Origin of the sequence: Cryptosporangium minutisporangium (genome assembly GCF_039536245.1) — a bacterium.
Taxonomy (GTDB): Bacteria; Actinomycetota; Actinomycetes; order Mycobacteriales; family Cryptosporangiaceae; genus Cryptosporangium; species Cryptosporangium minutisporangium.
Map to the genome: position 1 here is coordinate 73722 of NZ_BAAAYN010000040.1, position 19383 is coordinate 93104.

At 73.0% G+C, this 19383-nt stretch carries 17 protein-coding genes and 2 pseudogenes; 12 read left to right on the forward strand and 7 right to left on the reverse strand.

The annotated features are described in order from the left end of the window. Positions 1-12: 12 nt before the first annotated feature. On the reverse strand, positions 13-507 hold the full coding sequence (locus ABEB28_RS28365; RefSeq protein WP_345731290.1) for an FBP domain-containing protein: 495 nt from the start codon (positions 505-507) through the stop codon (positions 13-15). Positions 508-570: 63 nt separating this feature from the next. Here ABEB28_RS28365 and ABEB28_RS28370 point away from each other — a divergent pair, with 63 nt between their 5' ends. The 5 genes from ABEB28_RS28370 (at position 571) to ABEB28_RS28390 (ending at position 5412) form a co-directional block, all read left to right on the forward strand. Then, positions 571-1146, forward strand: coding sequence for a TetR-like C-terminal domain-containing protein (locus ABEB28_RS28370; RefSeq protein ID WP_345731291.1), 576 nt, complete (start codon positions 571-573; stop codon positions 1144-1146). A gap of 55 nt (positions 1147-1201) precedes the next feature. Continuing rightward, entirely contained in the window at positions 1202-2335 is a 1134-nt protein-coding gene (locus tag ABEB28_RS28375; protein WP_345731292.1) for an FAD-dependent oxidoreductase, read from the forward strand. A 10-nt stretch (positions 2336-2345) separates the two neighbouring features. Next, on the forward strand, positions 2346-3479 hold the full coding sequence (locus ABEB28_RS28380; protein WP_345731293.1) for an epoxide hydrolase family protein: 1134 nt from the start codon (positions 2346-2348) through the stop codon (positions 3477-3479). 158 nt (positions 3480-3637) lie between these two features. Further along, entirely contained in the window at positions 3638-4612 is a 975-nt protein-coding gene (trpS, locus tag ABEB28_RS28385) for a tryptophan--tRNA ligase (protein WP_345731294.1), read from the forward strand. Positions 4613-4629: 17 nt separating this feature from the next. Further along, positions 4630-5412: a thioesterase family protein gene (locus ABEB28_RS28390; RefSeq protein ID WP_345731295.1), complete on the forward strand. Its 783-nt coding sequence runs from the start codon at positions 4630-4632 to the stop codon at positions 5410-5412. 13 nt (positions 5413-5425) lie between these two features. Here the strand turns inward: ABEB28_RS28390 and ABEB28_RS28395 are convergent, their stop codons facing one another. Further along, on the reverse strand, positions 5426-6265 hold the full coding sequence (locus tag ABEB28_RS28395; protein WP_345731296.1) for an SDR family oxidoreductase: 840 nt from the start codon (positions 6263-6265) through the stop codon (positions 5426-5428). Positions 6266-6343: 78 nt separating this feature from the next. Here ABEB28_RS28395 and ABEB28_RS28400 point away from each other — a divergent pair, with 78 nt between their 5' ends. Continuing rightward, positions 6344-6712: a winged helix-turn-helix transcriptional regulator gene (locus ABEB28_RS28400; protein WP_345731297.1), complete on the forward strand. Its 369-nt coding sequence runs from the start codon at positions 6344-6346 to the stop codon at positions 6710-6712. Here the strand turns inward: ABEB28_RS28400 and ABEB28_RS28405 are convergent. Continuing rightward, complete coding sequence (locus ABEB28_RS28405) at positions 6709-7305, reverse strand: helix-turn-helix domain-containing protein (RefSeq protein WP_345731298.1); 597 nt, start codon at positions 7303-7305, stop codon at positions 6709-6711. The genes ABEB28_RS28400 and ABEB28_RS28405 overlap by 4 nt on opposite strands. A gap of 67 nt (positions 7306-7372) precedes the next feature. Here ABEB28_RS28405 and ABEB28_RS28410 point away from each other — a divergent pair, with 67 nt between their 5' ends. Further along, positions 7373-9097 (forward strand): FAD-dependent oxidoreductase, encoded by a 1725-nt coding sequence (locus ABEB28_RS28410; RefSeq protein ID WP_345731299.1) that lies wholly within the window; start codon positions 7373-7375, stop codon positions 9095-9097. 1 nt (position 9098) lies between these two features. Here ABEB28_RS28410 and ABEB28_RS28415 read toward each other — a convergent pair whose 3' ends face one another. The 3 genes from ABEB28_RS28415 to ABEB28_RS28425 all read right to left on the reverse strand — a co-directional run bounded on the left by ABEB28_RS28415 (position 9099) and on the right by ABEB28_RS28425 (position 13095). Then, a complete protein-coding gene (locus tag ABEB28_RS28415) occupies positions 9099-9920 on the reverse strand; it encodes an alpha/beta hydrolase family protein (RefSeq protein WP_345731300.1) in 822 nt (273 codons plus the stop codon). 113 nt (positions 9921-10033) lie between these two features. Further along, the gene (locus tag ABEB28_RS28420; protein ID WP_345731301.1) at positions 10034-12406 is read right to left on the reverse strand and encodes an ABC transporter permease; all 2373 of its coding nucleotides are present in this window, start codon (positions 12404-12406) and stop codon (positions 10034-10036) included. After that, positions 12403-13095: an ABC transporter ATP-binding protein gene (locus ABEB28_RS28425; protein ID WP_345731302.1), complete on the reverse strand. Its 693-nt coding sequence runs from the start codon at positions 13093-13095 to the stop codon at positions 12403-12405. Before ABEB28_RS28425 ends, ABEB28_RS28420 begins: the two co-directional genes overlap by 4 nt. 206 nt (positions 13096-13301) lie before the next feature. Here ABEB28_RS28425 and ABEB28_RS28430 point away from each other — a divergent pair, with 206 nt between their 5' ends. Next, complete coding sequence (locus tag ABEB28_RS28430; protein WP_345731303.1) at positions 13302-14663, forward strand: sensor histidine kinase; 1362 nt, start codon at positions 13302-13304, stop codon at positions 14661-14663. Next, positions 14660-15361: a response regulator gene (locus ABEB28_RS28435; protein ID WP_345731304.1), complete on the forward strand. Its 702-nt coding sequence runs from the start codon at positions 14660-14662 to the stop codon at positions 15359-15361. Before ABEB28_RS28430 ends, ABEB28_RS28435 begins: the two co-directional genes overlap by 4 nt. A gap of 121 nt (positions 15362-15482) precedes the next feature. Here the strand turns inward: ABEB28_RS28435 and ABEB28_RS28440 are convergent, their stop codons facing one another. Further along, the gene (locus ABEB28_RS28440; protein WP_345731356.1) at positions 15483-16646 is read right to left on the reverse strand and encodes an MFS transporter; all 1164 of its coding nucleotides are present in this window, start codon (positions 16644-16646) and stop codon (positions 15483-15485) included. Between the two features lie 79 nt (positions 16647-16725). Between ABEB28_RS28440 and ABEB28_RS28445 the strand changes: the two genes are divergently transcribed. From ABEB28_RS28445 to ABEB28_RS43360, 3 genes and pseudogenes are all read left to right on the forward strand, one after another. Next, on the forward strand, positions 16726-17397 hold the full coding sequence (locus ABEB28_RS28445; RefSeq protein ID WP_345731305.1) for a FadR/GntR family transcriptional regulator: 672 nt from the start codon (positions 16726-16728) through the stop codon (positions 17395-17397). 193 nt (positions 17398-17590) lie between these two features. After that, positions 17591-18133, forward strand: a pseudogene (locus ABEB28_RS43355) (MCP four helix bundle domain-containing protein); the annotation flags it as partial. Positions 18134-18289: 156 nt separating this feature from the next. Next, a pseudogene (locus tag ABEB28_RS43360) lies at positions 18290-19254 on the forward strand (methyl-accepting chemotaxis protein); the annotation flags it as partial. Positions 19255-19383: the final 129 nt, after the last annotated feature.

The following is a 19383-nucleotide window of genomic DNA, read 5'->3' on the forward strand; positions in this document are numbered from 1 at the left end:
CCCGGCGCGGCGTCAGGTCGCGACGCTGTCCAAGAACGCGTCGAGGTGCAGCCGGAGGCGGACGACCTGGTCCTCGACGGTCAGCGACTCCTCGATCCGCCCGCCGACCGCGGGTTTCTTGCGGCCGCGGACGTAGAGCGAGCACGCCAGGTCGCTGCAGATGTACGTGCCGACCGAGTTGCCCTGCCGGCCGGCGGCGCCGGTCTTCCGTGCGGTCATCAGCGCGACGCCGCTCCCCGGGTGCTGGGTCAGGCAGAGTGAGCAGAGGCTGCGCCGCAGGTAACCGCGCTGCCCCGCCGCCGCGCGCAGCACGATGCCGACCAGGGCGTCGCCGTGCTCGGTGACCAGGTAGCTGCGGTCGGGCGCCGACAGGTCGGTCCAGCCCAGGAAGTCCAGGTCGTCCCAGGGGCGGCTGTCCAGGTCCCGGGGCATCGACACCCGGCCGGCCTCGCCCTTGGAGCAGTTGACGAACGACCCGCGGATTTCCTTCTCCGTCAGTGCCTTCATACGGCGGACGGTACTTTCCCTAGGAACCCTAGGCAAAGCCTTAAATGATGTAGGACGGTGATCGTGGGACGGCAAGGCCTCACCCCGGAGAAGGTCGTCGCCGCGGCCGCCGACCTCGCCGACGAGATCGGGTTCGACCGGGTAACGGTCTCCGGCCTCGCGCGGCGGCTCGGCGTCCGCGACGCCAGCCTGTACTCGCACGTCCGCAACCTCGACGACCTGCGGTCCCGGATCACACTGCTGGCCGCCACCGAGCTGGCCGAGCTGCTGGGGCAGGCGGTGGCCGGCCGCGCCGGGCGGGACGCGCTGGGCGCGTTCGGCGCCGCCTACCGCGGTTATGCGCTGCGCCACCCCGGCCGGTACGCGTCGACCAACCGCCAGCTCGACGCCGACCGGTTCGCCGCGGCGCCCGGCCCGCAGCGCATCCTGGAGATCACGTCGGCGATGTTCCGCTCCTACGGTCTGACCGACCCTGACCTCACCGATGCGGTACGGCTGGTCCGCAGCACCTTCCACGGGTTCACCGGCCTGGAGGCCGCGGGCGGGTTCGGCCACCCGCGTGACCTCGGCGCGTCCTGGGACCGTGCGATCGATGCACTGGACCACCTGCTGCGGTCCTGGCCTCCGCCCCGCCGGTGACCGGACCGGCGATGCCGTATGTGAGTATTCGGGCAGAAGCGGAGGAAAGGGCATCATGTCCACGCATCAGCCGATCGCCATCATCGGTGCCGGTCTCGGCGGGCTCCTGCTCGCCCGTGTCCTGCATCGCCATGACCTGCCGGCCGTCGTCTACGACCGGGACCCCTCGCCGACCGACCGTACGCCGGGCGGCATGGTCGACCTCCACGGAGAGTCCGGCCAGGCCGCGCTCCGGGCGGCCGGCCTGTACGAGCAGTTCCGGGCGATCGTCCGCCCAGGCGGCGAGGTGGTGCGCATCCTCGACCGGCACGCCACCGTCCGGCGGGAGGAGGCCGGCCACGGTACCGGCGACCGTCCCGAGGTCAACCGGGGGGAGCTGCGGACCCTGCTGCTGCGGTCGCTGGCCGACGGAACGGTGCGGTGGGGCGCGCAGGTCACCGGCGCTCACCCGCTCGGAGACGGCAAGCACGAGGTCACGTTCGCCGACGGGACCACGATCACGACCGACGTGCTGGTCGGCGCGGACGGCGCCTGGTCGCGGATCCGTCCGCTGGTCTCCGACGCCCGGCCCGCCTACACCGGCCTGTCGTTCGTCGAGTTCAGCCTGTTCGACGCGGACACCCGCCACCCGGCCGCGGCCGCGGTCCTCGGCGGCGGCCTGATGTTCGCGCTCGGCGACGGACAAGGGCTGCTCGGCCACCGCGACGCGGACGGAAGCCTGCACGTCTACGCCGCGTTCCGGGCTCCCGAGGGATGGCAGGCCCCGGCGGCGCTCCGAGAGGACCTGCTCGACCGGTTCACCGGCTGGCACCCGAGCTTGCGCGCACTGATCGCCGAGGCCGACGGCCCGCTGACCGCACGCCCGGTGCACGCGCTGCCGGTCGGGCACCGCTGGCCGCGGACGCCTGGCGTCACCCTGCTCGGCGACGCCGCGCACCTGATGTCGCCGTTCGCCGGGGACGGCGCGAACCACGCGATGCTCGACGGCGCCGAACTCGGAGCCGCGCTGGTCGGCCACCCCGGCGACGCCGAGGCGGCGCTGACCGCCTACGAGGAGCTGCTTTTCGGCCGCAGTGAGGCCGCGGCGGCGCAGTCGGCGGCCAACCTCGCGGTGTGCTTCCGCGAGGACGCCCCGCAGGGCCTGCTCGATCTCCTCGAGTCCTACGAGGAGCTCGGCGTCCGCGCTTAACGTGAGCGGCATGACCGAGGAGCTCCGCCCGTACCGGATCGAGATTCCGCAATCCGCCCTCGACGACCTCGCCGACCGCCTCGCCCGCACCCGTTGGACCACCCCGCTGCCCGGCCCGGACTGGCAGCGCGGCGTTCCGGTCGGCTACCTCCGTGACCTCGCCGCCTACTGGGCCGACGGTTACGACTGGCGCAGGTGCGAGGCCGAGCTGAACCAGTACCCGCAGTTCGTCACCGAGATCGACGGGCAGCGCCTGCACTTCCTGCACGTGCGGTCGGAGCACGAGGACGCGCTGCCGCTGCTGCTCTCCCACGGCTGGCCCGGCTCGGTGGTGGAGTTCCTCGACGTGATCGGCCCGCTCATTGCGCCACCCGACCCGGCCGACGCGTTCCACCTGGTCATCCCGTCGCTGCCCGGGTTCGGCCCGTCCGGCCCGGTGCGGGAGCCGGGCTGGGGGGTCGAGCGGATCGCCGCCGCGTTCGCCGAGCTGATGCGACGGCTGGGCTACGACCGGTACGGGGCGCAGGGCGGTGACTTCGGCGCGGTGATCACGCCCGCGCTCGGCCGGCTCGACGCCGACCGCGTCGTCGGCGTGCACGTCAACGCCGCGACCGGCGGGTTCATGGCGCCCGGCCGGGTGCAGCCCGACGAGACGTTCACCCCGGTGGAGAAGGAACGGCTGGAGCGGGTCCGCCACTACGGTCGCGAAGGCAACGGCTACTTCAAGCAGCAGGGCACCCGGCCGCAGACGCTCGCCCACGGGCTCGCCGACTCACCCGTCGGTCAGCTCGCGTGGATCGTCGAGAAGTTCTACGAGTGGACGCACGGCGAGGGCGTGCGGGTCGACCGGGACCGGCTACTCACCAACGTGATGCTGTACTGGCTGACCGACACCGCCGGGTCGTCGGCGAACCTCTACTACGAGACGCTGCACGGGGACCGCTCGCGGCCGGTGCCCGAGCGGTCCCCGGTGCCGACCGGCGTCGCGGTGTTCGCCGAGGACATGGCGATCCGCCGCTACGCGGAGGCCGCCCACGCGATCGTCCACTGGACCGACTTCCCGACCGGCGGGCACTTCGCCGCGCTGGAAGCCCCGGACCTGCTCGTCGGCGACGTCCGGTTATTCTTTCGCGCCCTGCGTTAACCTGGAGCCATGTCACGTGCGTGTCTGTACTGGTGGCGCTCCGGATAGGAGCGGCGCCTCGTCAGCACGACCATCTCAGGGCCGTTCGGTGCGAACGGCCCTGACGTGTGTCCGGGGTGGTGTCACCGGCGGTCCCCATCCGGTGTCAGGAGACCCCCATGGACAGGATCTTGAGCGGTGACCGCCCGACCGGCCCGCTGCACCTCGGTCACTACTTCGGCACGCTGCAGAACCGGGTCCGGCTGCAACGGGCGGGCGCGCAGCTCACGCTGGTCGTCGCCGACTACCAGGTCCTCACCGACACCGACACCGCCGCGCGCCTGGGTCCCGCCGTCGACGCGCTGGTGCTGGACTACCTCGCGGCGGGCGTCGATCCGGAGACCACGACGATCTTCGCGCACAGCGCCGTGCCCGCCCTCAACCAGTTGCTGCTGCCGTTCCTGAGCCTGGTGTCGGTCGCCGAGCTGGAGCGCAATCCGACGGTCAAGGACGAGATCGCGCACGCCCGCCGCGCGTCGGTCAGCGGCCTGATGTTCACCTACCCGGCGCACCAGGCAGCCGACATCCTGTTCGGTAAGGCCACGGTGGTCCCGGTCGGGCAGGACCAGCTGCCGCACCTGGAGCTGACCCGCACGATCGCGCGCCGGTTCGCCGACCGGTACGGGCCGGTGTTCCCGGTGCCGGCGGCGCTGCTCTCGGCCGCGCCGCTGCTGCTGGGCACCGACGGGACGAAGATGAGCAAGAGCCGCGGCAACGCGATCCCGCTCGGCGCCGACGCGGACGAGACCGCCCGGCTGATCCGCTCCGCGAAGACCGACGCCGGCCGGCACATCACCTACGACCCGGTGGCCCGCCCCGAGGTGTCGAGCCTGGTGCTACTCGCGGCGCTCTGCCTCGACCGGGATCCGCACGCGGTCGCCGCGGACGTCGGGCCGGGCGGCGCGGCCGGGCTGAAGAAACTGGTGACCGATGCGGTCAACGAGTACTTCGCGCCGCTGCGGGCCCGCCGCGCCGCGTACGCCCGCGACCCCGGCGCGCTCCGGGCGCTGCTGCGGGACGGCAACGCGCGGGCCACCGCGGTGGCCGAGGCCACGCTCGCGGAAGTGAAAACCGCAATGAACATGCATTACTGACTAGTAGGGTCAGGTGCGTGGACGCGTTCTATCGGGACCTCGGAGACGGCCGGTACGAGAGCAGCGTGGCGACGGCCGGGCCGTGGAGCCCGGAGCTGCAGCACGCCGGGCCACCGTCGGGTCTGCTCGGCGCCGTGATGGAGCGGCACCAGCCCCGCGAGGGCTTCCGGATCGCCCGGATCACCCTGGAGATCCCCCGGCCGGTGCCGGTCGCCGAGCTGGAAGTGCGGGTCACCGTCCGCCACTCCACCGCGCGCACCGAGCTGCTGGACGGGGAGATCACCGCCGGCGGGCGGTCGGTGATGCTCGCCCGCGCCTGGCGGGTCGTGACCAGCCCGGACGACACCCCGACGCTGCGGCACACCCCACCGCCGCCGCCCGTGCCGGAGGCCGCGACATCGATGGTCGCGATCCCCGGCGCGCACACCGCCGGGTACCTCTCGGCGATGGAGTGGCGGTTCGTCGACAGTGCCGCGTTCATCCAGAACGGCCCCGGCACCGCGTGGGCCCGGCAGCGGATCCCGCTGATCGCCGACGCCGAGGACACGCCGCTGACCCGCGCGCTGACCCTCGCCGACAGCAACTGGGCGGTCGGCTCGGAGCTGGACGTCGTCCGGCAGCTGGTGATCAACACCGACGTCACGCTCGCGCTGCACCGCGACCCCGTCGGCGAGTGGCTGTGCCTGCGGTCGGAGACCGCGGCCAGCCCCGACGGGTCGGGGCTGGCCACCGGGCAGCTCCACGACCTGTCCGGCGACTGCGGCCGGGTGCTGCAGACGCTGCTCGTCGCCGAGCGCTGACCCCCGAGGGTTCCTAGCGGAAGGCGTCCACGTTCGCCGCGGCCCACTCGGCGTAGGAGCGCGCCGGACGGCCGAGAACGTCCGCGATGTCCGGGCTGACGCGGCGCTCGTCGTCGGTGGGTTCACCGAGGATCGAGAGCGTGCCCTCGGCGACCGGCTCGGGCATGAACCGCGTCATCGCGGCCTTGGCCTCCGCCCGGTTCAGCTCGACGAACCGCACCGGCTCGCCGAGCGCGTCGGCGAGCGCGGCAGCCTGCTCGCGCGGGCTGACCGCGGTGGGGCCGGTCAGTTCGTAGGCGCGGCCGGTGTGCCCGGGTTCGGTGAGGACGGCCGCGGCGACCGCGGTGATGTCGGCCGGGACGACGACCGGCAGCGCGACGTCGCCGAACGGCGCGGCGACCAGCCGCTCGGCGCGGACGGACGGCGCCCACGCGTAGCTGTTGGTGGCGAATCCGCCCGGGCGGAGCAGCGTCCAGTCCAGATCGGTGCGCGTCACCGCGTCCTCATAGGCCTTGAGGCGCGCGTGCGACGGCGCGTCCGGCCGGGTGCGGGCGCCCTGGGAGGAGAGCAGCACGACCCGGCGGACGCCCGCGGCCGCGACGACCTTCAGCAGCGCGTCCGGGTCACCGGCGTCGACCAGGAGGTCCCCGGCGAGCAGCAGGAACAGGGTGTCGGCGCCGTCGAGCGCCGGCCGGACGGTCTCCAGGTCGGCGAGGTCGGCGGCGAACGGCCGCACGCCGTCCGGCAGGCCCGCCGGGTGGCGGGCGACCGCGGTGAGCTTCGCGCCCTGCGCGGCGAGCGTGTGCAGTAGCGGTCGCCCGACGGTGCCGGTCGCTCCGGTGATCACGATCATCTGAAGGCTCCTTCGACGAGGTACCGGGCGACAGTAATATCCTGAAGACAGTAGGTACCTAGAAGAAAGTGACTACCCATGCGGGCGACGCCGACGACCGACCCGGAGCAGGCCTGCCCGATCGCCCCCGTGGTCGACCTGGTGTTCAGCCGGTGGACGACGCCGATCCTCTGGGCGCTGCACACGTTCGGCCGGCAGCGGTTCACTGAGCTCGCGGGCCGGCTGACGACGATCACGCCGAAGGTGCTCACGCAGCGGCTCCGGCAGTTGGAGCGCGACGGGCTGGTGACCCGCACCTACCACCCGGAGGTGCCGCCGCGGGTGGAGTACGAGATCACGCCGCTGGGGCAGAGCCTGGCGCCGCTGTTCGCCGCGCTCGCCGACTGGTCGGCGGAGCACCTCGGCGAGGTCGACCGGGCCCGCGCGGCGTTCGACGCCCAACGCTAGGCGGATCCGCTGGTCGTCCGGGCGCGGATGTGGATCCGTTCGCCCTGCGGGCCGAAGAGCGCCAGGATCTCCACCGGCTCCGCGCCGGCGTTGGCCAGCGCGTGCGGCACCCGGGTATCGAACTCGACCACTTCACCGGGGCCGATCACCAGGTCGTGCTCCCCCAGCACGAGCCGCAGCCGGCCGGAGAGCACGTACAGCCACTCGTGGCCCTCGTGGACCCGCGGCTCCAGGTCACCGAGGTCGGCGGCGGTCGCGGGCGGGAAGATGTGCTTGTACGCGCGGATCCCGCCCAGGTGCTGACTCAGCGGGATCACGGTGCGGCCGTGCGCGGTGTACGGGCGCATCACCACCCGCGGGTCGCCCGTGGTGGGTGCGCCGACCAGCTCGTCGAGCTGCACCTGGTGCGCCCGGGCGAGCGGCAGCATCAGCTCCAGCGTCGGCTTGCGCTGCCCGGACTCCAGCCGGGACAGCGTGCTCACCGAGATGCCGGTGGTCTCGGACAGCTCGGTCAGCGTCGTTCCGCGTTCGGCGCGCAGCGCCCGGAGCCGGGGCCCCACCGCGGTCAGGACCCGGTCGAAGTCGTCGGTCATGGGACCATTTTGCCACTACGGCAAGAATGTTTGTCGATTCGGCGAAGGTAGGTGCACGATCCCAGCCATGACGACACAGACGTACGACGCAGTGGTGGTGGGTGGCGGCGCGGCCGGGCTGAGCGGCGCCCTGGTGCTGGGCCGGTCCCGCCGGTCGGTGCTGGTGATCGACGCCGGGGCGCAGCGCAACCTGCCGGCGGACGGCGTCCACGCGTACCTGACGCGGGACGGGATGCCCCCGGCCGAGCTGGTGGCGGTCGGCCGTAAGGAGGTCGAGACGTACGGCGGTGCGGTGATCACCGCACGGGTGGTGGCCGCCCGGCCGGACCGGGACGGGTTCCACCTGACGCTCGACGACGGCACCGAGGTCCGCGCCCACCGGCTGCTGCTGGCCACCGGCGTGACCGACGAGCTGCCGCCGATCCCCGGCCTGGCCGAACGGTTCGGCCGCGACGTACTGCACTGCCCCTACTGCCACGGCTGGGAGGTCCGGGACACTGCGATCGGCATCATCGGCGTCGGCCCGCTCTCAGTGGAGCAGGCGCTGCTCTGGCGGCAGTGGAGCGACGACGTGACGCTGTTCCTGCACACCGCCCCGGAGCCCACCGACGGGCAGTACGAGCAGCTGGCCGCGCGCGGCGTCGCAGTGGTCGACGGCGAGGTCACCGGCGTCGTGGTCGCCGACGACCGGCTCACCGGCGCGACGCTGGCCGGCGGGCGGACCGTACCCCGGGACGCACTGGCGGTGGCCAGCATGATGCGGGCCCGCCTCGACGGGCTGGCCGGGCTCGGCCTGCCGGTGGAAGAGCTGGCCCGGGACGGACACGTCATCGGGACCTACGTGCCGGGCGACCCGATGGGCAAGACCACGGTGCCCGGCGTGTGGATCGCCGGCAACGTCAGCCTTCCGCCCGGACAGGTGATCAGCGCCGCGGCGGCCGGAACCATGGCCGGCGCCGCGATCAACATGGACCTGGTCGCTGCGGACACCCGGCGCGCGGTCGAGGCGCGGCGGGCCGGGGTGTTCTCCCCGGAGGGAGAACGTACGGTCAGCGAGCGGGTGACCGGCGATCGCCGGCACGGTCTGGAGGCCACGATTAACGACGAGCTGGCGGAGACCTGGGACGCCCGGTACTCCGAGAGCGACCGGATCTGGAGCGGCGAACCGAACGGTGCGCTCGTCAAAGAGGTCGCCGATCTGACGCCCGGCCGCGCGCTCGACCTGGGGTGCGGCGAGGGCGGGGACGCGGTGTGGCTGGCCCGGCAGGGCTGGACGGTGACCGCGGTCGACATCTCCGGGGTGGCGCTGGAGCGGGCCGCGCAGCACGCCGCCGACGCGGGTGTCGCCGGCCGGATCGACTTCCAGCGCCACGACCTGGGGGCCTCGTTCCCGGACGGCGAGTACGACCTGGTCTCCGCCCAGTTCCTGCACTCCTGGGGCGACATGCCCCGGGAGGCGATCCTGCGGCGCGCGACGGCGGCGGTGGCACCGGGCGGCGTCCTACTGATCGAAGGCCACTCGGGCGCACCGCACTGGGAGGCCGCGCCCGACACGAAACGCGGCGACGGTGGCCACGGTGAGGGCGGCCACGGTGAGGAGGGCCACGGTGAGGGCGCCCACCACCCGCCGCACGAGCTGCCGTCGCCGGACCAGGTGATCGCTTCCCTGCAGCTGCCCGAGGAGCAGTGGGAGCTGGTCGTCGTCGACGAGCACCAGCGGGTGCGGACCCTCCCCGACGGCCGGGTCATCCACCACACCGACAACACGGTCAAGTACCGCCGCCGGTCCTGAACTACAGGGCATCCTCCAGGAACGTGATCAGCGCGCGGGCCAGCGCGACCCGGTGGTCGGCGAGCGCGTGGTCGGACGGCCAGACGTGGCTGGTCAGCCGCGCCTCGGCGTACGCGTCGCACAGCGGGTCATGGTGCGCGTCGGGCGGCGACACGTCGTCGAGGGACCCGGCGCCCAGCAGCACCGGCCGCCCGGCCAGCGCGGGGCCGAGCGTGGTCAGCCGCCACTCGTCGGGCGCGGCGACCATCTCGTCGACGAGCGCCTCGCTGCTGGTGCCGGCGAGCGGCCCCAGCGCCCCGGCCCAGTCCTCGACGTACGCGGCGCGGGCCGCCGGATCGCTGCGGGCCTCCGCGGCGGCGATTCCGAAGTCGAAGCCGGCCAGCGACGCGACCGCGCCGATCCCGGGGTCGGTGGCCGCGGTGTGCAGCGCGACGAAGCCGCCCATGCTGTGGCCGGCCAGCGCGATCCGGGCCGGGTCGAGGCCGTGCTCGGCGACGACGTCCGGGTCGCGGAGCGCCGCCACCGCCGCGGCGGCGTCCTGCCGGGCGTTGCCCCAGGAGAACGCGCCGGGACTACCCCAGGCGCCGCGGTAGTGGAACACCAGCGTCGCGTACCCGGCGCGGCGGATTGCGTGCGCGAGGTCGAAGTTCCGCTCGTTGCCGGGGAAACCATGCAGCAGGACGACGACCGGGTGCGGCCCCGGACCGGCCGGGCGGTGCAGGACGCCGAGCAGCTCCAGACCCGCGCTGGGCACCGGAAACGGCACGGTGGCGGCGGGCGGGAGGGCGTCGGTCGGAGGATCGGTGATCAATGGGTCACTCACCGCCGGAGCGTAACCGGACACCCGTACCGGTCGGTCAGCGGTTTCTCTGCCACATTTCCGTTCCACACCGCCAGCCGATCGGCCAGGGCAGCCCTGGCCGATCGGTGGAGGCCTTACTCCGTCCGCAACGCGGTCGCGGTGCGGGTCTTCGCCGCCCACCCGGCGGGCAGCAGCGCGCCCGCTCCCGCCAGCACCAGCCCACCGAGCGCGAACACGGTCAGCTGCAGCGGGTGGAACACGGTCATGATCACCGGGGGCAGTTCGACGCCGGCGCCGCGGCCCATCGCCGGGACCATGATGCCGTGCAGCACCACCCCCGCGGGGACGCCGACCAGCCCGCCGACCAGCCCGATCATCGCCACCGACGAGAGGACCGCGGTCAGCGTCTGCCGGGGTGTCATGCCGAGGGCCTTGTGGATGCCGATGTCGTGGACGCGGGCCCGGACGTCGAGCACCACGGCGTTGAGGACGCCGAGCCCGGCGACGGTCACCAGCATCAGCGTGAGCAGACCGGCGAGCGCATCGATGATGATGATCAGCTCGTCGACGCCCTCGCTCTCCACGTGCACGCCGAGGCCCAGCGGTTCGAGCGCGGTGGTGAGCGTGCTGGCGTAGGCGCCGAGGTCGGTGTCGTCGCTGACCCCGATCTGCCAGGTGTCCGGCCGGAAGCCCGCACCGCCGCCCTGGGCCATGACCAGGCCGTCGTTGTCGCCCGGGTCGAACACTTCCCCGACGATCGTCAGCGTCACCGGCGTCCCGTCTTTCGGGGTGACCGTGATCGTGTCGCCGAGTTCCCGGTCGGTGTCCCGCAGTATCTCGGTGGGGACGACGGCCTCGCCGGGCCGGGTGAACCACCGCCCGGACACCAGCTCGTAGCCGGCCCAGCCGGGGTTCGCGGTGTACTCGGCGAACGTGGTCTCGCCGGACACCCCCGGGACGGCCGCCTCGGTCTGGCGGACGCCCACGTACCGGTCGGTGCCCGCCTGGTCGTCGAGGACGGCGGTGACCTTCGCCGGGTCGACGGCCTCCGGTTCGCTGCTCCCCGGCTGCGGCTGCGGGTCGCCCGGCGCGGCGTCGACGCCGAAGCTGTCGACGCCGATCTGCGCGCCGGAGTGGTCGGCGGCGACCTGGATCCGGTTGAGCGACGTGCCGAGCCCGGCCGCCAGCGTCACCGCGGCGGCGCCGAACGCGATCGCGACGATCATCGCGCCGGCGCGGATCGGCGCGCTGAACGGCCGGGCCAGGCCGAGGGTGACCGGGCGGGGTAGCGGGAGCCGCGCGGCGATCCGCGCGGCGTACTGCCCGCGGCGCGCGGCCGGGGTGCGGCCGACGGCGAGCGCGTCGACCGCGGAGAGACGCCCGGCGCGCGCCGCGGCGGCCGACGCGGTGACCGCCACGATCAGCAGCACACCGCCGAGCACGACGACGTCGACCCACGGGGCGATCGTCAGCGCGACCGTGCCGTAGAGGTCCTCGGTACGGGCGAGCAGCGGAATCGCGATCAGGTTCCCGGCGACGACGCCGATCACCGCGCCGATCACCGCGGGGATCAGGGCCTGCGCGACGTAGGCGCGGACGACCTGTGCGGGAGTGAACCCGAGCGCCTTGAGGATGCCGATGCGGCGCAGCGTCGAGCCGACCGCACCGGCGATGACCGTGCCGACGATCAGGACCGACAGCAGCAGGCTCAGCCCGCCGAAGGCCAGCAGGAACGGTACGAACAGCGCCGTCTGGACGTTCGCCGCCTTCTTGACGGTCAGCCAGGACCTGGCGGTGGTGACGGCCCCGTCGGGCAGGGCGGCGGTGACGGCTTTGCGGGCGGCGGTCACCTGCGCGTCGGTGTCGGCGTCGGTGAGCCGGTAGAGCATTTGGTAGCTGGTGGTGGGCGGCTTGAGCGCGGCCAGCCCCGCCGGGGTCATCCACGCGTCGGCGGTGTCGCTGACCGACCGCCCCAGCCCGACGACGGTGACGTCCCGGGCGTTCGTGCCCTGGCCCATCGTGATCGTCTCGCCGACCCGGACGCGGACGTTGCCGCCGTCGCGCACCACGATCTCGTCCGGTTGGTTCGCCCACCGCCCGTCGGTGAGCGTCACCTGGTCGATCGTGTCGCCCGGCCCGCTGCGTCCGGCGACGGTCAGCATCGGCCCTCGGGCCCCAGGCCCTGCGGGGGCCGACATGCCCGGCGGCGGCGGCGGGATGAACATGACCTGCCCGACCGGGAACGGGCCCGCGGCCTCGGCGACGCCCTCCGCGTCGGCGGTCGCCGCCAGCTGCGCGGTCGTCGCCTTCTTCGGATCGGTCAGGACGTTCAGGTGGGCGCCGCGCTGGTTGACGAACGCGTGGTCGAACGGCGCGTTCGACGCCACCAGCAGGCCGACGCCGAGCAGCCCCGCGGTGACCGCCGCGGCGGTGGCGAGCGTGATCACCACGGTCTGCACCCACCGGCGGTGCACCCCGGAGCGGACGACCTTGCTCAGCGCGCTCATCGCAGCGGCGCCAACGCGCTATCGGTGGCGATCCGGCCGTCGACGACCTCGATCGTGCGGGTGGCGCACTCCGTGGCGAGCGTCCGGTCGTGGGTGACCAGGACGATCGTCTGGCCGTCGGCGTGCAGCTCGGTGAGCAACCGCCGGACGTCGGCGCCGGACGCGGTGTCCAGCGCGCCGGTGGGCTCGTCGGCCAGCAGCAGCGCGGGCCGGTTCATCAGGGCGCGGGCCACCGCGACGCGCTGCCGTTCGCCGCCGGAGAGCCGCCCGGGGTAGGCGCGGGCGTGCCGGTCGATACCGAGGCCGCGCAGCAGCTCGGTGGCGCGGGCGTGGGTCTCGCGCTTCGCGCCGCCGGCCAGCTGGGCGGGGAGCACGATGTTGTCGAACACGGTCAGGTCGTCGAGCAGGTTGAAGAACTGGAAGACCAGCCCGATCGTGCTGCGCCGGTACCGGGCGGACGCGGCCTCGCTGAGCGTGTCGATGCGCTTCCCGCCGACGGTGACCGTGCCGCTGGTCGGCTTGTCGAGACCCGCGATCAGGTTGAGCAGCGTGGACTTCCCGCTGCCGGAGGGGCCGAGGATCGCCAGCGCCTCGCCGGTCGCGACGCTCAGCGACACGTCGTCGAGCGCGGGCGGGCCGCTGTCGTAGCGGCGGCTGACGTTCTGCAGCGCGATGAGCGGTTCGGTCATGACGGGGGCTCCGATTCCGGCGTCCGATGTGGTGCGGTGGACGCTAGGAGCGGCGCCGGTGTGTCCGCGTCGCCCGCGCTGCGGCTTTCCCGTCGTCCGTGGGGACCAGCCGCGCACGAGTCATCCCTGCGGCGTAGTCCGGTGAGCGCCGCGGGTGATCCCCGGGACCGACGCCGCGGCCCGTCCCGGCGGCGGAGAATGAGCCGGTGATCCGAGAGCGTCTGCGTGTGGTGTTCCGGGCGGTCCTGCGCCGCTCCGGGCCGAGCGCACCCCTGTCGCGACGCAATTGGCTGTTCGACGCCGGGCTGGCGTGCGCGATGGCGCTGCTCGCGGTCCTCACCGCCGACAACGACGTACCGGACAGACCACAGCCCCACCAGTCCGACCCGTACGCGCCGCTCCCTCCGCGGCCCGTTCCTCCGCCCGGGCCGGAGCCCTACGTTTCCGACACCTGGTCGACGTTCGGGTGGCTGGTGCTGCTGCTGGTGGTGATCGCCGCGCCGCTGGTGTTCCGGCGGCGGTATCCGTTGTCGATGCTGTGGGTGGTGCTCGGAACCGCGTCCTTCGTGGTGGACGTGGGCGACGAGGCGCCGCTGCGGTTGTCGTTCTTCGTCTGTGTGATCGCCGCGTACAGCGCGGCCGTGTACAGCCCCTACCGGATCCCGGCGTTGGCGAGCCTGCCGCTGGCGGCCTTCTTCTTCCAGCAGGTCCAGGGCGACGCGAACGAACCGGCGTTCGGCGCGGCGATCACGGCCGTTCCGCAGGACGCGGTGCCGTTCCTGATCCTGGTGCCGCTCGGGGTGGCCGCGTACGGCCTGCGTGGCTGGCGGTCCCGGGCCGACGCCGAACGGGCCAGGGTCGCCACGCTGGAGGGCGAGCGCGCCGAGGCGGTCCGCCGCGCCACCGCCCGGGAACGCGCCCGGATCGCCCGGGAACTGCACGACGTGGTGACCCACAACGTCAGCGTGATGGTGATCCAGGCGGGCGCGGCGCGGAAAGTTCTCGACAGTGCTCCGGAGCAGGCACGCGAGGCGTTGCTGGCGGTGGAGGCCGGTGGGCGGGCGGCGATGACCGAGCTGCGGCACGTGATGGGGCTGCTGACGATCGACAGCGACGAGGCCGAGCCGGAGCTGGCGCCGCAACCGGGCCTGTCGCAGGTGGAGCCGCTGATCGACCGGGTGCGGAACGCGGGCGTGCCGGTGGAGCTGGTGGTCACCGGGGTGCCGGGGCCGTTACCGGAGGGAATCGACCTGGCCGCGTACCGGGTGGTGCAGGAAGCGCTGACCAACACCGTGAAACACGCGGCAGGAGCCCCGGCGGTGGTACGCATCGACTACGGCGCCGACCGGCTGTGGATCGAGGTCACGGACGCCGGCGGAGTGGCGTCGGACCCGGAACGAGCGGAACCCGACGGCGCGGGACAGGGGCTGATCGGCCTGCGGGAGCGCCTCGCCGTGTACGGCGGGGTGTTGCAGGCCGGGCCGCGGATCCGGGGCGGGTACCGGGTGGAGGCGGTCATTCCGTTCGCCACCGCGGAGGCGCCGCGGCTGCCGGTGGAGACCCGATGAGCGACGCGGTGCGGGTGGTGGTCGCCGACGACCAGGCGCTGGTCCGGACCGGGTTCCGGATGATCCTCACCGCCGACGGCATCGACGTGGTGGCGGAGGCGACCACCGGCGTGGAGGCGATCGACGCGGTGCGCCGCACCCGCCCGGACGTGGTGCTGATGGACATCCGGATGCCGGAGCTGGACGGTTTGGAGGCGACCCGCCGGATCCTCGCCGCCGACTCCGCCGATCCGGGCTCCGCCGATTCGGGAAGGGCCGCCGGGCCGCGGGTGCTGATGCTGACCACGTTCGACCTCGACCAGTACGTGTACGCGGCGTTGTCGGCGGGGGCGAGCGGGTTCCTGCTCAAGGACGTCACGCCCGAGCAGCTGACCGCCGCGGTGCGGCTGGTGCGCGCCGGTGACGCGTTGCTGGCGCCGAGCATCACGCGCCGGCTGGTGGAGCGGTTCGCGCGGCGGGACGAGGACGCCGCGGCCGTGCACCGGGACCTCGCGGCGCTCACCCCGCGGGAGCGTGAGGTGCTGCGGCTCCTCGCCCGCGGGCTGAGCAACGCCGAGCTCGCCGGGCAGCTGCACCTGTCGGAGGCCACCGTGAAAACCCACGTGGCGCGGATCCTCGGCAAGCTCCATCTGCGGGATCGGGTCCAGGCAGTGGTGGTGGCGTACGAAACCGGCTTGGTGGCCCCAGGCGAGACCTAGGCCGGGCCGTATCGGGTCCAGGCAGTGGTGGTGGCGTACGAACCGGCTTGGTGGCCCCAGGCCGAGACCTAGGCCGGGCCGTTTTCGGGCCGCTACCGCCCTCTCAGGGCGTTTGTGCTGGTCAGAGCCGTCGGTCGCGGCCGGCGAACCAGCCGGCGACCAGTTGCGCGGCCATCAGCACCGCCAGGAACGCCAGTGGGGCCCGCCAGCCGCCGGTGTGGTCGTAGAGCGTGCCGACGATCACCGGCCCGGGGATCGACAGCAGGTACCCGGCGCTCTGGGTGAACGCCGAGAGCCGGACGACGGTCGTGGCGTCGCCGCCGCGCAGGCCGATCATCGTCAGCGCGAGCGGGAACGCGCAATTGGAGATGCCGAGCAGCACCGCCCACACCCAGGGGGCGCCGGCCGGGGCCACGAACAGGCCCGCGTACCCGGCGAGCCCGAACACCGCGAGCAGCGCCGCCAGGCCGCTCTGACTCCGCATCCGCCCGGCCGCGGCCGACAGCACGTACGAGAGCGGGACGCCGAGCAGGGAGGTGACCGCGAACAGCAACCCGGCGGTCTGCGCGGAGAGGCCGGCGTCGCGGAAGACCTGCGGCAGCCAGCCGATGATCACGTAGGCGGCGGTGGCCTGCAGGCCGAAGAACGTCGCGAGCGCCCACGCGGTTGGGCTCGCGCTCATCCGGACGCTCGGCGCACGCGGTGTGGTCGCGGTGTCGTCGGCGGCCGGCGCCGCGCGGCGCGCGGCGGCGGTGCGGCGTACCAGGGCCAGCCACGGCACCAGCGACAGCGCGGCGAGCACCGCCCAGGTGCCCAGCCCGATCCGCCAGTCGTCGCCGGGCCCGGCCGCGGTCGGCACCGTCACGGCCGCGGCCGTGGTCGCGCCGACGTTCAGCGCGGTGGAGTAGACGCCGGTCATCGCGCCGACCCGGTCGCCGAACCGTTCCTTGACCACCACCGGCAGCAACACGTTGACCAGCGCGATCCCGGCCAGGGCCAGCCCGGAGAGCAGCAGGAACAGCGGAACCCCGCCGACCAGCGGGCGCGCGGCGAGCCCGGCGGTGAGCGCGGCGATGCCGGCGAGGATCACCGGGTCCGCGCCGAAGCGGCGGGCCAGCCGGGGTGCGGTGACGCCGACGACCGCGAAACACAGGGCCGGGACGGAGGTGAGGAGACCGGCGACCGCCGCGCTCATGCCCAGGTCGGCCCGCAGCTCCTCGAGGACCGGGCCGACGCTGGTCACGGCCGGCCGGAGGTTGAACGCCACGAGCACCAGCGCGGTCATCGCCAGCCAGGGAGTGGCGGTGCTCGTCGTTTTACGCGTCAGTACCTCGGTCGTCACAATCCCATCATAGAATCATGGGATGAATCTTGGCCCCGTCGACCGTCCCCGCGGACTCTCCGACCAGGTCATCGCCACGCTCCGTGCGCAGATCACCTCCGGTGCCTGGCCGGTCGGCTCCCGCATCCCCACCGAGCCGGAGCTCGTCGCCCAGCTCGGCGTCGCCCGCAACACCGTGCGGGAAGCGATCCGGGCCCTGGCGCACAACGGGCTGCTCGACATCCGCCAGGGCTCCGGCACCTACGTCGTCGCTACCAGCGAACTGGCCGGGGTGATGCGTCGCCGGTTCGCCGCCGCCCGGAAGCAGGACGTCACCGAGTTGCGCGGTGCGCTGGAGGCCACCGCCGCCGGGCTGGCCGCGACCCGCCGCACGGCCGACGACCTGCGCCACCTCGACGCGCTGCTCGCCGAACGGGAGCGGGCCTGGGCCTCCGGCGACCGTGACTCGTTCGTCACCGCCGACACCGCGTTCCACCTCGCGGTCGTCGCCGCGGCGCACAACCAGGTCCTCGGCGAGCTCTACGCCGACCTCGGCGCGGTGATCAGCGAGTCCCTGCGCGAGCACTTCAGCCCGCAGCTGCGCCCGGACGAGTACCGCGACCACGCGCGGCTGGTGGAGGCCATCCGCGCCGGCGACCCGGGCGCGGCCGCCGCCGAGGCCGCGTCCCACACCGAGACCATCCGGTTCGCCTGACGCCCTCACACCGCCGGGCTCCTCTTCCAGGGCGGCGCTCCCGGGCCCGGGAGGGGCCTGGGAGCGCCGGATCGAGAGGGTGGGCCCGCGGCTGACGGAGTAGCGCTGCGGCGAAACGGAAGCGGTCGGATGCAGAGGGACGCTGCCGATTGGGGGGATAACGCCATCTCCAGCTAGGTAACCGGGAACAGCGATGAGACTCGCAAACCTCACCATCGGACGTCGACTCGGAGTCGGATTCCTGGTGGTCGTCCTGTGCATGGTCGGCCTGGTCGCCGTCGGCGGTGTTCAGGTCACGAAAATCAGCGACAAGCTCACCGTCATCAATGAGGTCAACGCCGTCAAACAGCAGTATGCAGTCGACTTTCGCGGCAGTGTGCACGATCGCGCGATCGCCGTACGGGACCTCGTCCTGGCCACGACCGCCGCTGACGTACAGACCGAAGTCGGGCTGATCGGCAAGCTCACCGACGACTACGACGCGGCGGCCACCAAGATGGCGGAGATCTTCGCCGACGAGTCGAAGGTGTCTTCGGCGGAGCGCGCCGCACTCGAAGACATCGAGACGGTGCAGGCCGCGACCCTGCCGATGATCGAACGGATCGTCAGCCTGCGGCAGGCGGGCGACGTCGCCGGAGCGCTCGCCGTCCTGACGGACCAGGCCAAAGCCTCTTTCGTCGAGTGGCTACGGGTGATCAACGTCTTCATCGACCTCGAAGCGTCGATGAACCAGGACGAGACCAGCGAGACCCGGAGCATCGCGGACGGGTTCGTCACCTTCATGCTGCTGCTGTGCGGGGCGGCTGTCCTCGTCGCGATCGCTGTCGGATGGTGGACGGCTCGCAGCGTCACCCGCCCGCTCGCCGAGGCCGGGACGGTCCTGCGGGCCGTGGCGGAGGGCGACCTGACCCGAAGGCTCGACGTCACGTCGAACGACGAGGTCGGTCGGCTGGGACGCTCGATGAACACGGCGCTCGCCGCGATCGGCGGAGTGCTGGCCGAATTCGATCGCAGCGCCAACCGGCTCGCGTCCGCCAGCGGTCGGATCGGCGAGTTGTCGGCGACCATCGCCAGCGGCGCGGCGGAGTCTTCGTCGCAGTCCGGCGTCGTTTCGCAGGCCGCCGACGAGGTCTCCCGCAATGTCCAGACCGTGGCCGCCGGCGCCGAGGAGATGGGCGCGTCGATCCGGGAGATCTCCCACAACGCGAACGAGGCCGCGACCGTCGCTGCGCGGGCTGTCACCGCCGTCGAGACCACCACCGGGACGATCTCCCGGCTGGGCGCGTCCAGCCGGGAGATCGGTGACGTGGTGAAGGCGATCACGTCGATCGCCGAACAGACCAACTTGCTGGCGTTGAACGCGACGATCGAAGNGTGAAGGCGATCACGTCGATCGCCGAACAGACCAACTTGCTGGCGTTGAACGCGACGATCGAAGCGGCTCGGGCCGGTGAATCCGGCAAGGGATTCGCCGTGGTCGCTAACGAGGTCAAGGAACTGGCGCAGGAAACCGCGCGGGCCACCGAGGACATCTCCCGGCGGGTCGAGGCGATCCAGACCGACACCGGAAGCGCGGTGGCCGCGATCGAAGACGTCTCCCGCGTGATCAGGCAGATCAACGACTATCAGACGACGATCGCGTCCGCCGTCGAGGAGCAGACCGCGACGACCAGCGAGATGAACCGGAGCGTGGCCGAGGCGGCGTCCGGCTCCAGCCAGATCGCCGCGAGCATCGGCGGGGTCGCCGCGGTGTCCCGCTCGACGACCACGTCGGTCGTCGAGTCGCAGGAGGCCGCGGGGGAACTCGCCGAGGTGTCCAGCCAGCTCCAGGCGCTGGTGGCCGGCTTCCGGTTCTGAGCGGTACGGCAGATCGCCGGGCCCACTCCTGTGCCATCGTTCCGTTAACGTCATTACGTTTGATCGTTAATAACGGAAGGTCCCACCGGGGTGCGCGAATGCGAAGGTTCCGATAGCGTTCATTATCGG